Source organism: Nocardia vermiculata NBRC 100427, from assembly GCF_001613265.1.
Classification (GTDB): Bacteria; Actinomycetota; Actinomycetes; order Mycobacteriales; family Mycobacteriaceae; genus Nocardia; species Nocardia vermiculata.
The window spans coordinates 1-15,884 of sequence record NZ_BDCA01000031.1; the positions used below are offsets into that span (position 1 = coordinate 1).

At 69.5% G+C, this 15,884-nt stretch carries 14 protein-coding genes; 11 read left to right on the forward strand and 3 right to left on the reverse strand.

Features of this window, described 5'->3' with window-relative positions; all coding sequences use genetic code 11:
- Positions 1-383 precede the first annotated feature (383 nt).
- Positions 384-1,745 (reverse strand): MFS transporter, encoded by a 1,362-nt coding sequence (locus NV2_RS25165; RefSeq protein ID WP_067879441.1) that lies wholly within the window; start codon positions 1,743-1,745, stop codon positions 384-386.
- 261 nt (positions 1,746-2,006) lie between these two features.
- Here NV2_RS25165 and NV2_RS33005 point away from each other — a divergent pair, with 261 nt between their 5' ends.
- The gene (locus NV2_RS33005; RefSeq protein ID WP_084475427.1) at positions 2,007-3,359 is read left to right on the forward strand and encodes a hypothetical protein; all 1,353 of its coding nucleotides are present in this window, start codon (positions 2,007-2,009) and stop codon (positions 3,357-3,359) included.
- A 6-nt stretch (positions 3,360-3,365) separates the two neighbouring features.
- A complete protein-coding gene (locus tag NV2_RS25175) occupies positions 3,366-4,247 on the forward strand; it encodes an HAD-IIA family hydrolase (protein ID WP_067879444.1) in 882 nt (293 codons plus the stop codon).
- Between the two features lie 269 nt (positions 4,248-4,516).
- On the opposite strand, the gene NV2_RS25180 is transcribed toward NV2_RS25175, so the two are convergent.
- Positions 4,517-5,203 carry a YdcF family protein gene (locus tag NV2_RS25180; RefSeq protein WP_210749798.1) on the reverse strand — a complete coding sequence of 229 codons (687 nt, stop codon included), beginning with the start codon at positions 5,201-5,203 and terminating at the stop codon, positions 4,517-4,519.
- A 130-nt stretch (positions 5,204-5,333) separates the two neighbouring features.
- Between NV2_RS25180 and NV2_RS25185 the strand changes: the two genes are divergently transcribed.
- The 4 genes from NV2_RS25185 to recN are packed head-to-tail and all read left to right on the forward strand — an operon-like array spanning position 5,334 to position 9,190.
- Entirely contained in the window at positions 5,334-5,621 is a 288-nt protein-coding gene (locus NV2_RS25185) for a hypothetical protein (protein ID WP_067879449.1), read from the forward strand.
- Position 5,622: 1 nt separating this feature from the next.
- On the forward strand, positions 5,623-6,474 hold the full coding sequence (locus NV2_RS25190) for a TlyA family RNA methyltransferase (protein WP_067879452.1): 852 nt from the start codon (positions 5,623-5,625) through the stop codon (positions 6,472-6,474).
- The gene (locus NV2_RS25195) at positions 6,471-7,415 is read left to right on the forward strand and encodes an NAD kinase (RefSeq protein ID WP_067879455.1); all 945 of its coding nucleotides are present in this window, start codon (positions 6,471-6,473) and stop codon (positions 7,413-7,415) included. Before NV2_RS25190 ends, NV2_RS25195 begins: the two co-directional genes overlap by 4 nt.
- On the forward strand, positions 7,409-9,190 hold the full coding sequence (gene recN, locus NV2_RS25200; protein WP_067879458.1) for a DNA repair protein RecN: 1,782 nt from the start codon (positions 7,409-7,411) through the stop codon (positions 9,188-9,190). Before NV2_RS25195 ends, recN begins: the two co-directional genes overlap by 7 nt.
- A gap of 2 nt (positions 9,191-9,192) precedes the next feature.
- Here the strand turns inward: recN and NV2_RS25205 are convergent, their stop codons facing one another.
- Positions 9,193-9,618 carry an SRPBCC family protein gene (locus tag NV2_RS25205; protein WP_067879461.1) on the reverse strand — a complete coding sequence of 142 codons (426 nt, stop codon included), beginning with the start codon at positions 9,616-9,618 and terminating at the stop codon, positions 9,193-9,195.
- 172 nt (positions 9,619-9,790) lie between these two features.
- Between NV2_RS25205 and steA the strand changes: the two genes are divergently transcribed.
- The 5 genes from steA to xerD all read left to right on the forward strand — a co-directional run bounded on the left by steA (position 9,791) and on the right by xerD (position 15,661).
- Complete coding sequence (steA, locus tag NV2_RS25210) at positions 9,791-11,002, forward strand: putative cytokinetic ring protein SteA (RefSeq protein ID WP_067879464.1); 1,212 nt, start codon at positions 9,791-9,793, stop codon at positions 11,000-11,002.
- A 15-nt stretch (positions 11,003-11,017) separates the two neighbouring features.
- The gene (locus tag NV2_RS25215) at positions 11,018-11,929 is read left to right on the forward strand and encodes a copper transporter (RefSeq protein WP_067879467.1); all 912 of its coding nucleotides are present in this window, start codon (positions 11,018-11,020) and stop codon (positions 11,927-11,929) included.
- Positions 11,930-12,194: 265 nt separating this feature from the next.
- Complete coding sequence (pyrG, locus tag NV2_RS25220) at positions 12,195-13,958, forward strand: CTP synthase (protein WP_067879470.1); 1,764 nt, start codon at positions 12,195-12,197, stop codon at positions 13,956-13,958.
- Positions 13,955-14,599 carry an NUDIX domain-containing protein gene (locus NV2_RS25225; RefSeq protein WP_067879473.1) on the forward strand — a complete coding sequence of 215 codons (645 nt, stop codon included), beginning with the start codon at positions 13,955-13,957 and terminating at the stop codon, positions 14,597-14,599. Before pyrG ends, NV2_RS25225 begins: the two co-directional genes overlap by 4 nt.
- Before the next feature lie 141 nt (positions 14,600-14,740).
- A complete protein-coding gene (xerD, locus tag NV2_RS25230; RefSeq protein ID WP_067879476.1) occupies positions 14,741-15,661 on the forward strand; it encodes a site-specific tyrosine recombinase XerD in 921 nt (306 codons plus the stop codon).
- Positions 15,662-15,884 lie beyond the last annotated feature (223 nt).

The following is a 15,884-nucleotide window of genomic DNA, read 5'->3' on the forward strand; positions in this document are numbered from 1 at the left end:
GCACTATCTTCCTTCGGACGTGTCATTCATCCGAGGCGCGCGCCGATATCGTGGCAGACCCATCGATCGGATGCCTGTGTTCTAGTAGCTACCGCGGCGGCCACTGTTTACGGGCGTCCGGAATGCAAATGCTCGAAGTCGACCGAGCGTGTGTAGTAGCACTGAGATGTGGCGCGCCGGTATCGAATGCCCGGAGGTGCCGGCAATCGGTGGATCCGACCCGGAAGGAGGCCCCGAGACCTTCATGGTCCGCCGCCGCAAGGGTTGCGTCATACGGGGCCGGGGTAGGCCGGTGGAGCGCTGGGCTGTCGTCGTTGCCCGGGCCTCGGTCCGCGTCGCCGGGTCGTGCGCGCCCGCGTCCCGAGCACGCCGTGCCGAGCCGACTACGCCCCGGGGCGGACTCGAACGGCCTGCTGCTCCTCGGTCGCCGCGGTCGCGCCTCCGTTTCGATCGGCACGCGCACGAGGCAACACCCAGAACAACACATATGTGCTGATCGCGCTGAGCACACAAATCCCCACCGAATAGCACGTGACCGCCAGTGACGAAGAACCCGCGGTCCACAGCGCGGTCGCGATGAGCGGGGCGAGCCCGCCACCGAGAATCACCGACACCTGGACGATGAGTGAGGTACCGGAATAGCGGACCGCCGGCGGGAACAACTCGGCGACGATGATGCCGCCCACACTGTGCGCGACCGGCAGGACGAGCCCCATACCGAGCAGCGCCAGTGACACCACGACCGCATTGCCGGTATCGAGCAACGGGAAATAGGCCGCAGACCAGACGACCAGCGCGACCGAACCCGCCAGATAGATGCGGTGGGTGCCGTAGCGGTCGGCCAGCGCACCCCACAACGGCATCGTCACACACCACAGCACCGAGGACACGATCACCGTCGACAGCAGGAAATCGCGGCTGAATTCCAGCGACTCGGTGCCGTAGGTGAGGGTGAAGGTCATGAAGATGTACACCACCGCCGACGTCGCGATCGCCGCGCACAGGATCAGCAACAGGCGGGCCGGACCCACCCGCAGTGCGGCGCGCAGCGGGAATGCGACAACCTCGCCGCGCCGGACCAGATCCGCGTACTGCGCCGATTCGGTGACCGTGAGTCGTACCGCCAGCCCGATCAGCACCAGGACGGCGCTCAGCAGGAACGGAATCCGCCAGCCCCAGGACAGGAACGCGTCCTCGGGTAGCAGCGCGCTGGTGCCGAGGAACACCGCGTTGGCCAGTACCAGCCCCGCCGGGGTCCCCATCTGCGGAAAACTCGCATAGCGGTTGAGCTTGCCGTGCGGGGCGTGTTCCATCGAGAACACCACCGCGCCGGCGCCTTCGCCACCGAGGCCGACCCCCTGGACCAGCCGCGCCAGTACGAGCAGGACCGGTGCCCAGAACCCGACGTCCGCGTAGGTGGGAAGCGCCCCGATCAGGGTCGAACTCACCCCCATCAGGATCAACGACACCACCAGTGTGGTGCGCCGGCCGACCCGGTCACCGAAGTGACCGAACAGCAGACCACCGATCGGACGGGCGCCGAAACCGACGGCGAAGGTCGCGAACGCTGCCAGGGTTCCGGCGGCCGGGCTCATCGAGGGAAAGAACTGCTTGCCGAAGATGAGCGCGGACGCGGTGCCGTAGAGCATGAAGTCGTACCACTCGAGTGTGGTGCCCACCAGTGTCGCCATCGCGACCTTGCGATGGGGCGGGGCGGCGGTCGAGCCGGAGGATCCTGCGGTCACTGCTATCCGTTCAGCCTGCGGCGGTGCGCCGCGTGTCATCGGGTAGGGCCGACACCGGGTGTCCGCGGACCCGGACCGGTCGCCTGGCCCGCAGGTAAATGTCCCATACCGGCGATAGCGGATGCGGGCCGGGCAGGTGCGGCAACCTCCGTTCCACATGATTGAATTCATGGTGGTTGCGGATGCGTGCCGGTCACCGGCGCCCAGTCCCGTGTGTCGTCGCCGGCCGCCAGAAGTCGGCTCGAAGAGAGGTAACACGCTGTGTCGGAGCATGACGACGGTAGGAGGCCCTTCCGCCGTAGTGGTACTGGTCCCGGTTCGACCGGCTCCGGCAAATCGGCGAACGAGCGTCCGGCGGGTGAGCGTGGTGGCTTCCGCCGCGACAACACCGGTGAGCGCCCCTCCGGCGGCTACGGCCAGGGCTCGGACAACCGGCGCTCGGGCGGCTTCCGCCGCGACGACGACGAGCGTCGATCCGGCGGTTTCCGGCGCGGGGACACCGAGCGCCCACGAGGTGGATTCCGGCGTGACGACGAGCGCCGCGACGGTGGCGACGAGCGTCGTTCCGGCAGCTACGGGCGCGGTGGCGACGGTCCGCGTTCCGGTGACGGCCGGCGCGATCAGGGCGATCGCCGTCCAGGCGGTTTCCGCCGCGACGACGCCCGGCGCGGTAGCGAGGGGACCCGCGGTGGCGATGCGGGACGCGGCGGCGAGCGTAAACAGGGCGGCTTCCGTCGCGAAGGCGAGCGCGGGACCGGTGGCTACGGGCGCGGCGGGGACGAGCGCCGCGGTGGCTATCGGCGGGAAGACAGCGGGCAGCGGCCCGCCGGTCCCGGGCAGCGCCCCGACGGGCCGGGACGTGGCGAGGACCGCCGCCGTGGTGGTGAAGGCGCTCGCGTGGGCAGCGAACATCGGGCCGGCCGGCCGGACGAACCGGCGCTGCCGGAGGAGGTACAGGCGAGCGATCTGGAAGGTGCGGTACGCCGCGACCTGCTCAGCCTCGACAAGAACAACGCCGAGACTGTTGCACGCCATCTGGTGATGGCGGCACAGCTGCTCGACGAAGATCCCGAGCTGGCCCTCGAACACGCCCGCGCGGCCCGGCGGCGCGCCGGCCGGATCGCCGTGGTCCGCGAAACCGCCGGTGTCATCGCCTATCACGCCGGCGAGTGGGCCGAGGCGCTGTCGGAACTACGCACCGCACGCCGGATGGCGGGCGGGTCGGGCCTGCTCGCGGTGATGGCCGACTGTGAACGTGGCCTCGGGCGGCCCGAGCGGGCCATCGAACTCGGCCGCAGCGACGAGGCACGGGAATTGTCCGGTGCGGAAGCGACCGAATTGCGGATCGTCGTCGCCGGCGCCCGAATGGATCTGGGGCAATACGACCAGGCGGTAGTGACACTGCAGACACCGGAACTGGACCCGGCCCACACCGGTCCGGCCTCGGCCCGGTTGTTCTACGCCTACGCCGAGGCCCTGCTCGCCGCCGAGCGACCGGACGAGGCGCTGCAGTGGTTCCTCAACACTGCGGCCGCCGATATCGACGGTGATACCGACGCCGAGGAGCGCGCCGACGAACTCGCCGCCGCGCAGGCCGACGACGACGCGGAGTAACACGGTATGGCGGCAACGCTGCGGGACGACTTCGACGCCCTCCTGCTCGATCTCGACGGCACCCTGTATCGGGGTGCGGAAGTCATCGACGGTACCCCGGCGGCCCTGGCCGCCGGGGGTGACGGTCGGCGGCTGATGTACGTCACCAACAACGCGAGCCGGTCGGTGGGTGCGGTGGCCGCGCACCTGCGTGACCTCGGCTTCTCCGCCACCGACGACGACGTGGTGACCAGCGCACAAGCGGCGGCGCGCCTGCTGGCCGACCGTGTGGACTCCGGTGCGCGAGTACTGATCGTCGGCACCGACGATCTGGCCGCGGAGGTCGAACTCGCCGGGCTGCGGCCGGTGCGGCAGTTCGACGGCGACGCCCCCGCTGCCGTGGTGCAGGGACATTCACCGCGCACCGGGTGGCCGGACCTGGCCGAAGCCGCCTACGCGGTGCGCGCGGGCGCACTGTGGGTGGCGGCGAATACCGATGCGACCCTGCCCAACGAACGCGGCCTGGCACCGGGTAACGGCGCGATGGTGGCCGCACTGCGCGCCGCCACCGATGCCGAACCCGTCGTGGCCGGCAAACCGTACGCGCCGTTGCTCGAGGATGCGCTCGTGCGCGCCGGCACCCGCCGTGCCCTGGTGGTCGGTGACCGCCTCGACACCGATATCGACGGTGCTCTCCGCGTCGGGCTGCCGTCGTTGCTGGTACTGACCGGAGTCAGCACCCTGGACCAGGTGTGTGCCCGGCCCGCCGACCGCCGCCCGACGTATCTGGCCCGCAGCCTCGACGCGCTCAACCACCCGCCGCTGTCCGGCCGGGCGGATGAGCCCCTGGAAAAGCTTGCGGAGCTACTGGACGAGCAGCCGGCCCGCGCCATCGCCCTGTCGGAGTGACGCCGATCCGGTGATACCGCCGCGGCCGTGCCGGGGGCCGCGTCCCGCCGGGCGTGCGGCGGGAATGCGGCGGCTGTCCTCATGTCAGGCGGTGACCCGTGGGCGGCCGGGCATCGCCCATGGCATCCACCGGGCCGGATACAGCGTGCGATCGCCGTCCGCGCTGCGGGCCCACGGTGGTGTTCTGCGTGCCGGACCTCGATGGGCCCCGGCCACACCTCACCGGCGATCTGCCGAGCCCGGTGCCTGCCGGCCATGAGGCGGTGCGTTCAGCGCCGCGGTACCGGAAGCAGGTCGAGCCGTTGCAGCAGGGGAGTGGCGGCCGCACCGGCGCGGCGGCGGGTGATGGCCGCGAGTTCGTGCGCTGCGGTGGGGACCTTGAGCCACCAGCGTTCCAGCGGGCGGTAGTCGTCCGCGGGCGCGAGCCGCCGGGCGAGGTCCGGGCGCTGAGCGCGCAGGTAGCGGCGGGCCCGGGCAGCATGCATCGGGTCGGAGGCGATCATGACGCGATCGGCCTGCTCGAACGACGGGGTTGTGAATTCGATGTTCTGCCAAGTGGTTTCGGCGGAGGTCTCGACGCGGATCCGGTCCGCGGACACACCCAGGTGCTCGCGCGTATAGGCGGCCATCACCTCGGCCTCGACCCAGGGGCCGTGCACCGCGCTGCCGGTGAAGATCAGAAATCCGTCCCGTTCCGGCGCCAGCGACCGCGCCGCGATCGTGCACCGCCACCGCTGCAGCGCTCGGGTTCTTCCCTCGGGTGTGGCCGGATAGCCGAGCACCACGACCACATCGAATCCGTCCCGGCGGGGTTCGTGTGCCGGGCCCAGCAACCGGTGTGACGCGCGCCGATGCGCCCATTCGGAGGCCGCCACCGCGGCCGCCGACACGCCCGCGATCAGCGCCGTCGCGGTGACGGCGAACCGGGCTGCGTCACGACCTCGCTCACCTCCCACCACGCCCATTGTGCCAATGCCGCCCACGGTGTGCTCGGGTCGGCGGGCGCGACCGGCCCGATTGCCGGGCTCGCGGGCCCGCCTGCCGCTTGTCTCGCAGGCCGGCAACTCCGGTAGCGTTGTCGGCACCATGAATACGCCCACTCCACGACCGCATTCGTCAGGTTCTCCGGGCCCTCGCCCCGGGGTTCCGCTGCCGGGGCAGCATCTCGCCGGCAGCGCCGCGGACTTCGCCGACCCGGAGCAGGTCCGCAGCGAGGTCGAGGCATTGCTGGCGGAATTGCCCGGCGGTCGGCGCGTCGCCGCGGAGCCCGACGGGGTGGACCGTGCCGGGGCCGATCTGACCCGGCGGGCTCGCATTCTCGAGCAGGCACACGAGGTGCTGGTCGGCGCCCTGGCGACGGTGGACAAGATCTGAGGTGGCCAGGCGTGCGCGAGTGGACGCCGAACTGGTTCGCCGCAAGTTGGCGAGATCGCGGGAACACGCGGTCGAGCTGATCGGCGCGGGCCGCGTCCTGATCAACGGTACGGTCGCGACGAAACCGGCGACCGCGATCGAACCCAACACCCCCTTGCTGGTACGCGAGGAACCCGACGAGGTGCAGTGGGCCTCACGGGGTGCGAAGAAGGTGCTCGGCGCCCTCGAAGCCTTCGAACCGCTCGGGGTGACCGTGGCGGGGAAACGCTGCCTGGATGCCGGTGCGTCGACCGGCGGCTTCACCGATGTGCTGCTCGACCGTGGTGCACGCGAAGTCGTCGCCGTCGACGTCGGTTACGGCCAGCTGGTCTGGCGGTTGCGCAACGACGAACGCGTGCGGGTGTTCGACCGCACCAATGTGCGTGCGCTGACACCCGAGACCATCGACGGGCCGGTGGAACTCGTGGTCGCCGACCTGTCGTTCATCTCGCTGGCGCTGGTACTGCCCGCACTGGCCGCCTGCTGTGTACCGGGCGCGGATCTGCTGCCCATGGTGAAACCACAGTTCGAGGTCGGTAAACAGCGAGTAGGCTCCGGCGGTGTGGTGCGCGATCCGGCTCTGCGTGCCGAGGCGGTGACCGAGGTCGCCGCCGCGGCCGCCGAACTGGGCCTGCGGACGTGTGGGGTCGTGGCCAGCCCGCTGCCCGGGCCGTCGGGGAATGTCGAGTACTTCCTGTGGTTGCGTAAAGATGTGGCAGATGCGCAGCACCCCGGCCCCACCGCGGCGGTGGATACCCGGACGGCCGAGATCGGCGAGATGGTGCGGCGGGCGGTCGAGGAGGGGCCTCAGTGAAGCGCGAAATCCTGCTCGTCGCCCACCCGGGCCGCTCCGAACTGCTCGAGACCGCACACCGGGTGGCGAAGATATTCTCCGACGCCGGGATCGGCCTGCGCATCCTCGAGGACGAGACCTACAGCACCAAGCTGGATTTCGACGAGACCGGCGAACCCGATGGTTATCCGATCCAGGTGGTCGCGCATGCTCCCGATGCGGCGGTCGGTTGCGAGATGGTGCTGGCGCTAGGTGGGGACGGGACGTTCCTGCGCGGGGCGGAGATGGCGCATCCGGCGCGGGTACCGGTACTGGGAATCAATCTGGGCCGCATCGGATTTCTCACCGAGGCCGAGGCCGAACACCTCGACGAGGCGCTGGCGCAGGTCGTGCGCGGGGATTACCGCATCGAGCAGCGGATGACCGTGGACGTCAGTGTCCGGGTCGACGATGTGGTGGTGGAACGCGGCTGGGCGCTCAACGAGGCGAGCATCGAGAACGCCACCCGCATGGGTGTGCTCGAGGTGGTGCTCGAGGTCGACGGCCGCCCGGTGTCGCAATTCGGTTGTGACGGGGTACTGGTCGCGACACCGACCGGGTCCACGGCCTATGCCTTCTCCGCGGGTGGGCCGGTGGTGTGGCCGGAACTGGAGGCGCTGCTGGTCATCCCCAGCAACGCCCACGCCCTGTTCGCCCGGCCCCTGGTGACCAGCCCGGACTCCCGTATTGCAGTGGAAACCGTTGCCGGCGGCCACGATGCGATCGTCTTCCTGGACGGCCGGCGGACTCTGGCACTGCCGCGCGGGGCGCGGTTCGAGGCGGTGCGTGGCACCGAACCGGTGCGCTGGGTGCGGCTGGATTCGGCACCGTTCGCGGACCGGATGGTGCGCAAATTCCGGCTACCCGTGACAGGCTGGCGGGGACGGCGGGGCGAGCAGCCGAACGGAGAACAGACGTGCTGACCGAGATCAGGATCGACGCACTCGGCGTCATATCCACTGCCACAGCGCAGTTCCACGAGGGCCTGACCTGCGTCACCGGTGAGACCGGCGCGGGAAAGACGATGGTGGTCACCGGACTGCATCTGCTCGGTGGCGCTCGTGCCGACGCGGGCCGTGTGCGTCAGGGCGCGCCGCGCGCCGTGGTGGAGGGCCGGTTCACCGTCGAGGAGGTGCACGACGGTGCCCGCGACGACGTGGAGAAGGTGCTGGAGTCCTCCGGCGCGCGCCGCGACGACGACGACAGCATCATCGCCCTGCGCACCGTCGGAAGCGACGGCCGCTCCCGCGCCCACCTGGGTGGTCGCAGCGTGCCCGCCGCGGTGCTGTCGGAGTTCACGGCGCCGCTGCTGACGGTGCACGGACAGAACGACCAGCTGCGGCTGCAGCGGCCCGATCAGCAATTGCAGGCGTTGGACCGGTTCGCCGGGAACACCGTGTCCGGGCCGCTGCGGAAATATCAGCTGGCCCGGCGTACCTGGGCGCAGGCCCGGACCGAACTGCTCGAACGTACCGCCCGCAGCCGTGAACTCGCGCTCGAGGCCGACCGGCTGCAGCATTCGCTGGACGAAATCGACGCCATCGCACCGGAACCGGGTGAGGATCAGCGCATCGTCGCCGAGGTGCTGCGGCTGGGCGATCTGGATTCGCTGCGCGGGGCCGCGGGAGCCGCCCACGAAGCACTGGCCGGCGCCGCCGAGACTTCCGGTGAGGGAGCCGGGGCGCTGGACGCGCTGGGTGCCGCGCGTAGTCGGCTGGAGTCCAGCGACGATCCCGGCCTGTCGGGTCTCGCCCCGCGGCTGGGCGAGGCGATCGCAGTCGTCGTCGACGTCACCACGGAATTGAGTTCGTATCTGTCGGACCTGCCGTCGGATCCGGCGGCGTTGGACAGCCTGCTCACCCGCCAGGCCGAGTTGAAGACCCTGACCCGGAAGTACGCCCCCGACATCGACGCGGTCATCGCCTGGGCCGAGGACGCTCGCCGGCGCCTGGCGTCGCTCGACGTGTCCGAAGAGGCATTGGCCGCGCTGGCCGCCGAGGTCGACACCGCGGCAGCGCAGGTACGTGAGACGGCGAAGAAGCTGACCGCAGCTCGGCGCAAGGCCGCCCGCAAACTGGCCGGTGCGGTGAGTGCGGAACTGAGTGGTCTGGCGATGGGGCGCGCCACCCTCGACGTGGAGGTGTGCCCGCTCGCGGCCGCGGCGAACGACAGCGCACCGATCACCATCGGCGGTACCGAACTGCATGCCGGTGCGGCCGGAGTGGACGAGGTGGAATTCCGGTTGTCCGCGCACTCCGGTGCACAGTCGCTTCCGTTGAGCCGCAGCGCGTCCGGGGGCGAGCTCTCGCGCGTGATGCTGGCTCTCGAAGTGGTGCTGGCCGCCTCCGAATACGGGTCGACCATGGTGTTCGACGAGGTCGACGCCGGTGTGGGCGGCCGGGCCGCGGTCGAGATCGGGCGGCGGCTGGCCCGGCTGGCCCGTACCCACCAGGTGATCGTGGTGACCCATCTCCCGCAGGTCGCCGCCTTCGCCGACACTCACCTGGTGGTCGACAAGGTCGACACCGGCACCGGCGTCGACAGTGGCGTGCGGGCCCTGACCAGCGACGAGCGAGTCGTGGAACTGGCACGGATGCTGGCCGGGCTCGACGACACCGAGACCGGTCGCGCCCATGCCGAGGAACTGCTGGCCACCGCGCGGGCGGAGAAATCCGACACCGCGCCGGCGGCCGGCTGACGCTACTTCGCGGCGGCGGCCTTCTTCGCGGCCTTGAGGAAAGGCGAGATCAGCGCGCGCAGGAACAGCTCGGTCGCCTTGTCCGGAACGGGCAGGCTCGGCTGGGAATCCATCCGGTAGGACACCAGCGTGCCGGCCGGGGCGTCGGCGAAGGTGATGGTGCCGACGTGGCGCTTCACCGGGGCGCCGGCGACGATCTGGTATTGCATGCGCTCACCGGGGACCAGTTCGATCGTTTCCTCCGTCACCCCGAATCCGCCGAGGCCGACCTGGTATCGCGCCCCGACACCGGCCGGTTCCGGCGCACCGGGCTTGCGCAGCGTGATCTGCACGGGCAGGAAATCGTTGAGGCTGTCACGTTCGGTGAACCACTTGTAGACGACGTCGCGCGGCGCGGAGATGACTGCGTCGACGGTGGTGCTTGCCATGTGTTCTCCTTCGAAGGGCAGTGAACCGAAGCATATCGGTACCAGCGGTTCGGTTCGGCACGCCAATCGACGGGGCGACACACCTGATGGATTGGCGTGGCTGTCTCGAATGTGCTATCCGGTCGGCGCGCCTCCATGAACGGTCGAGGGTTTGCCGCCATTATCGGATGCCATGAAGATGCTGGCGCTGTTGTCGCGCAACACCGAAACGCTGCCCGGCGTCACCGGGATGGCCCGGGTGGACCGCAACACCCGGCGTCTGCTCAAGCGGGTGGGGGCCGGTGATGTGGTCGTCCTCGACGAGATGGATATCGACCGCATCACCGCTGACCGGCTCGTCGAGGCCGGGGTGGCCGCGGTGCTGAACGCCTCGCCGTCGATTTCCGGGCGGTATCCGAATCTGGGTCCGGAGGTTCTGGCGGCCAACGGAATCGTGTTGCTGGATGCTGTCTCGGCAGATGTGTTCGGCCGGATCAAGGACGGCACCAAGGTGCGTATCGACGCCGGTGTCGTCTACGCCGACAAGCTGACCAAGAAGGAACCGGAGATCCTGGTCGAGGCGATCGAGCTCACCGATCAGGTGATCGCCGAGCGCATGATCGAGGCGCGTAACGGGCTGGCCGATCATCTGGAGGCGTTCGCGGGCAACACGATCGAATTCATTCGCAGCGAAAGCGCGCTGCTCATCGACGGTCTCGGAGTTCCGGAGCTGGATCTGTCGATGCGCAACCGGCACGTCGTCGTGGTCGCCGACGGCGCCGACGGCCGCGACGATCTCAAGGCGATCAAGCCGTTCGTGAAGGAATACGCGCCGATCCTGGTGGGCGTCGGCCGCGGTGCCGACATCCTGGCCAAGGCCGGGTACCGCCCGGATCTGATCATCGGTGACCCGGAGGAGATCACCGCGAGCACCTTGAAATGCGGTGCCGAGCTGATTCTTCCGGCCGACACGGACGGACATGCCAAAGGACTGGAACGTATTCAGGACCTGGGCATCGGTGCGACGACCTTCCCGTCCTCGGGTTCGGCGTCGGATCTGGCGCTGCTGCTGGCCGATCATCACGGCGCCGCGCTGATCATCACGTGCGGGGCGCCCGCTTCGCTCGACGACTTCTTCGACCGCAGCCGCCGCGAGTCCAATCCGGCGATGTTCCTGACCCGGCTCAAGGCGGGCCCGAAACTGATGGACGCCAAGGCTGTCGCCACCCTGTACCGGCGCAACAACTCCGGCTGGGCGACTGCGCTGGTGGTGCTGGCGGCACTGGCCGCGCTGATCGTGGGGCTGCTGGTGTCCTCGCATCTGGGTGGTGACGTGCTGGACTGGCTGGACTCGGCGTGGCGGCAGGCCCAGGACTGGCTGCATCGACTAGCCGACCGGGGGTAGAGGTACGTGGGTTCCATGCGCCGGCTTCTCATTTCCCTGGCCGCGGTCTTCCTGGCGCTGATCGTGGGCGCGGTACTGGGCGCCGTGGTCCGTCAGGGCAATTCCGATCGCGACGATCTGGCCCGTCGCAACGACGCGCTGGCCGCCGTCAACCAACAGCTCGAGCACCGGGCCGACACGGCTGAGCAGTTCATCGACCACTCGTCGGACCGGCTGCTGCACGGCACTTTGGCCGACCGGAAGGTACTGGTCTTCACCACCCCGGACGCCGACGTGGCCGACGCCGACGCGGTCAGCGCCGCCCTGACCACCGCGGGAGCGTCGGTCACCGGCCGGGTGGCGCTGACCGACGCATTCGTCGACGCCACCCAGGGCGACCGGTTGCGGACCGCGGTCACCAACATGATCCCCGCCGGAGCGCAGTTGCAGACCGACTCGGTGGACCAGGGCAGCCTCGCGGGTGATCTGCTGGGTCTGGCCTTGCTGAACGATCCCGGGAGTGGTGCGGAGCGCGCGACCGGACAGGAGCGAGGGTTGATCCTCGCCACCCTGCGCGACGGTGGGTTCCTCGCGACCGGCGAGCTCGCGCCCGCACAGCTGGCGGTGGTGGTGACCGGCTCGGGCGCACAGGCCGGGCAGGACGGCCAGGGTTCGATCATCGCGCATTTCGCGGGCGCGCTGCGCGAGCGCGGCGCGGGTGTGGTGCTGGCCGGGCAGCCGGGCTCGTCGCGCGGGCCCGGCCCGATCGCGCAGGTGCGTGCCGACCGGCGCCTGGACGCCGCGGTGACAACCGTCGACGATGTGGACCGGGGGAGTGGCCGGGTCAGCACGGTCCTCGGACTGGCGGAGCAACTGGATGGCAAAACGGGTCACTACGGCACCGGTGCGGACGTCAGCGCGACACCGGCCGGTGCGTTGCCGGGCTGAATCCAGCGGCCGTGCCCGGCCCGCTCGGCGCGTTGCCGGCCCGAACCGGTGCGTTGCCGGGCCGAATTCCGGGCGCTGCCGGGCCGAGCGGGAGCGGTTGCCCGGGCTCGGCAGTCCCGCGGCCCTGCCGACACCGACGCCACGGTCCTCCTGTCATGGGGTTGCTGCGCAGAGTGAGACGCATGTGACACCTGCGGTCGCGGCCTCGGAGTTCCCGCGCGTGGCATTCGTTTCGCAACCCTTTTCCGTGTTAGCGTGAAGTCCCGTGAGTCAATCGCGGATTCCGGCGCGCTCCCCCCATCAGACGGCCACCAGACACATCTTCGTCAGCGGTGGTGTCGCCTCCTCCCTCGGGAAGGGACTGACCGCCTCCAGCCTCGGCCAGCTGCTGACCTCCCGCGGATTGCGGGTCACCATGCAGAAACTGGACCCGTATCTGAATGTCGACCCCGGCACCATGAACCCCTTCCAGCACGGCGAGGTGTTCGTGACCGAGGACGGCGCCGAGACCGACCTCGATGTCGGGCACTACGAACGCTTCCTCGACCGGAATCTGTCCGGCTATGCGAACGTCACCACCGGGCAGGTGTACTCGACGGTGATCGCCAAGGAGCGGCGCGGTGAGTACCTGGGTGACACGGTGCAGGTCATCCCGCACATCACCGACGAGATCAAGAATCGCATCCTGGCGATGAGCGGTCCGGATCTGCAGGGACAGGTTCCGGATGTGGTGATCACCGAGATCGGCGGCACCGTCGGCGATATCGAATCGCAGCCGTTCCTCGAGGCCGCCCGCCAGATCCGGCACGAGGTCGGCCGGGACAACTGCTTCTTCCTGCACGTGACGCTGGTGCCGTATCTGGCGCCGTCGGGCGAGCTGAAGACCAAGCCCACCCAGCATTCGGTGGCGGCGCTGCGCAATATCGGTATCCAGCCCGATGCATTGATCCTGCGCTGTGACCGTGAGGTGCCGCAGGGGCTGAAGAACAAGATCGCCCTGATGTGTGACGTCGAGGTCGATGCCTGTATCTCCACCCCCGATGCGCCCTCCATCTACGACATCCCCAAGGTGCTGCACCGCGAGGGGCTCGACGCGTACGTGGTGCGCAAACTCGGGCTGCCGTTCCGGGATGTGGACTGGACCGTCTGGGGCGATCTGCTCGATCGGGTGCACAAGCCGCGCGAGGAGGTCACGGTCGCCCTCGTCGGTAAGTACGTCGATCTGCCCGACGCCTACCTGTCGGTGACCGAGGCGTTGCGGGCGGGTGGTTTCGCCGCGAAGGCCAAGGTCAACATTCGCTGGGTGCAGTCCGACGAGTGCGAGACGCCCGAGGGAGCGCAGCAACATCTCGGTGATGTGGATGCGGTCCTGATCCCGGGTGGTTTCGGTATTCGCGGGATCGAGGGCAAGGTCGGGGCGATCCGCTTCGCCCGCACCCGCTCGATCCCGCTGCTGGGACTGTGTCTGGGGCTGCAGTGCGTGGTCATCGAGGCGGCTCGTTCGGTCGGCCTCACCGACGCCAACTCCGCGGAGTTCGAGCCGGAAACCACACATCCGGTGATCTCCACCATGGCCGATCAGGCACAGGCCGTGGCCGGCGAGGCGGATCTGGGCGGCACGATGCGCCTGGGTGCCTATCCGGCGGTCCTGGACAAGGGGTCGGTGGTCGCGCGCACCTACGGTGACACCGAGGTGTCGGAGCGGCATCGGCATCGGTTCGAGGTCAACAACGTCTATCGCGACAAGATCGCGCAGAGCGGGCTGCGCTTCTCCGGCACCTCGCCCGACGGACATCTGGTCGAATTCGTGGAGCTACCCGCCGATGTGCATCCGTACTTCGTGGCCACGCAGGCACATCCGGAGCTCAAGAGCCGTCCCACCCGTCCGCATCCGCTGTTCGCGGGCCTGGTCGGGGCGGCGCTGGATTACAAAGCGGCCGAGCGGCTTCCGGTCGAAATCGTGACCGACGATGCCGACGTGCCGGAGTCGGCCGACGCGGCGGAGCAGACCGAGCGGGTCGGCGGGTGAGCGAACCCGGTAGCCACGTCTTCCGGACCATCGATTCCCGGACCGTGTACTCGGGCGCGATCGTCGCGCTGCGCCTGGACCAGGTGGAGATGCCCGGCGGCCGCGTCGCGGAACGCGAGATCGTCGAGCACCACGGTGCGGTCGCCGTCGTCGCGCTCGACGACGACGGCTCGGTCGTGCTGATCGACCAGTATCGTCACCCGGTCGGGCGGCGGTTGCTGGAGCTGCCCGCCGGATTGCTCGATGTGGCCGGTGAGGATCCGCTCGCGGCGGCGCGGCGGGAACTGGCCGAGGAGACCGGTCTCGCCGCCCGCGACTGGTCGGTCCTGGTCGATGTCGTGCTGTCGCCCGGTTTCACCGACGAGGCGCTGCGCATCTATCTCGCGACCGGCCTGTCGGAGACCGACCGGCCCGATCCCGAGATGGAAGAGGCCGATCTGGCCATCGTGCGGATGCCGTTGCCGGACGCGGTGACCGCGGCGCTGGACGGGCGGATCGAGAATGCGACCGCGGTGGCAGGACTGCTGGCCGTGTCGGCGGCGCGGGCGAACGGTACACCGCTGCGTGCCGCGGACACCGCCTGGCCGGGACTGCCGACCAGGTTCCTGGAACGCAAGGCAGCCGAACGCGAACGGTCCTGACCGCGGCGTCCGTAGGCGTGCAGCGTGTTTCACATCTGCTTTTGTCGGTGCCGGCTGCCATGATGACAGCGTGAGTATCGTATCGCGGTGCGGATCCCGGTAGTGGTGGCGGTGCAGCTACCTCCGGGTGGGTGATCATCCATGGTGGAGCAGCAGATCCGGGCCTATCTCGACCACCTGACCGTCGAGCGCGGGGTGGCCGGCAACACGCTCAGCGCGTATCGGCGTGATCTGCGCCGGTACCGGGATTTCCTGCAGCGGCGGGAGATCGCGGATCTGGATCGGGTGACAGAGAGCGTGATCGCCGACTTCGTGGTGTCGTTGCGGGCCGGTGGTGAGACACATCCACCGCTGGCCGCGGGGTCGGCGGCGCGCGCGCTGGTCGCGGTGCGCGGATTGCATCGCTTCGCGGTGGCGGAGGGGCTCACCAGTGCGGATGCCGCGCACGGGGTGAAACCGCCGACGCCGGCTCGGCGTTTGCCGAAAGCACTGCCCTACGACGATGTCTCACGGCTGCTCGAGGCCGCCGGGGGTGGCGATGCGGGTGGGCCGCGCGGGTTGCGGGACCGGGCACTGCTGGAACTGCTCTACTCCACCGGTGCACGCATCTCCGAGATCGTCGGGCTCGATGTCGACGACATCGATACCGCCGGCCGGGCCGTCGTGCTGCACGGCAAGGGCGGAAAACAGCGCATGGTGCCGATCGGCCGCCCGGCGCTGGCCGAGCTGGAGGCCTATCTGGTGCGTGGTCGTCCGGTGCTGTCGCAACGCGGTCGCGGTGCCGCGGCACTGTTCCTCAATGCGCGCGGCGGCCGGCTGTCCCGGCAGAGCGCTTGGCAGGTACTGCAGGACGCGGCGCAGCGGGCGGGGATCGGGGCGGCGGTATCGCCGCATACGCTGCGCCATTCCTTCGCCACCCATCTGCTCGACGGCGGTGCGGACGTGCGCGTGGTGCAGGAACTGCTCGGGCACGCCTCGGTCACGACCACTCAGATCTACACCCTGGTGACGGTCGGCACCCTGCACGAGGTGTGGGCCACCGCACACCCACGGGCCCGCTAGCGATCGGGCACTTCGTACTTGTTTGACGCAAAGACTTTCGCCGGGCGGCCGAAAGGCGACAGAATGCGGTATCGGCGCCGCGCGATGACACAAGTACGCAACGATCGGGCAGATTTCCCGAGCGTGTCCGATCGTGGGTCTTGCGCTCGGAGACGGTAGCGTCTATTGCGGCGGTCCGGTGCATCGGTGACCGATGCGGTGATCGCCCGCTGTTCCGCAGCGC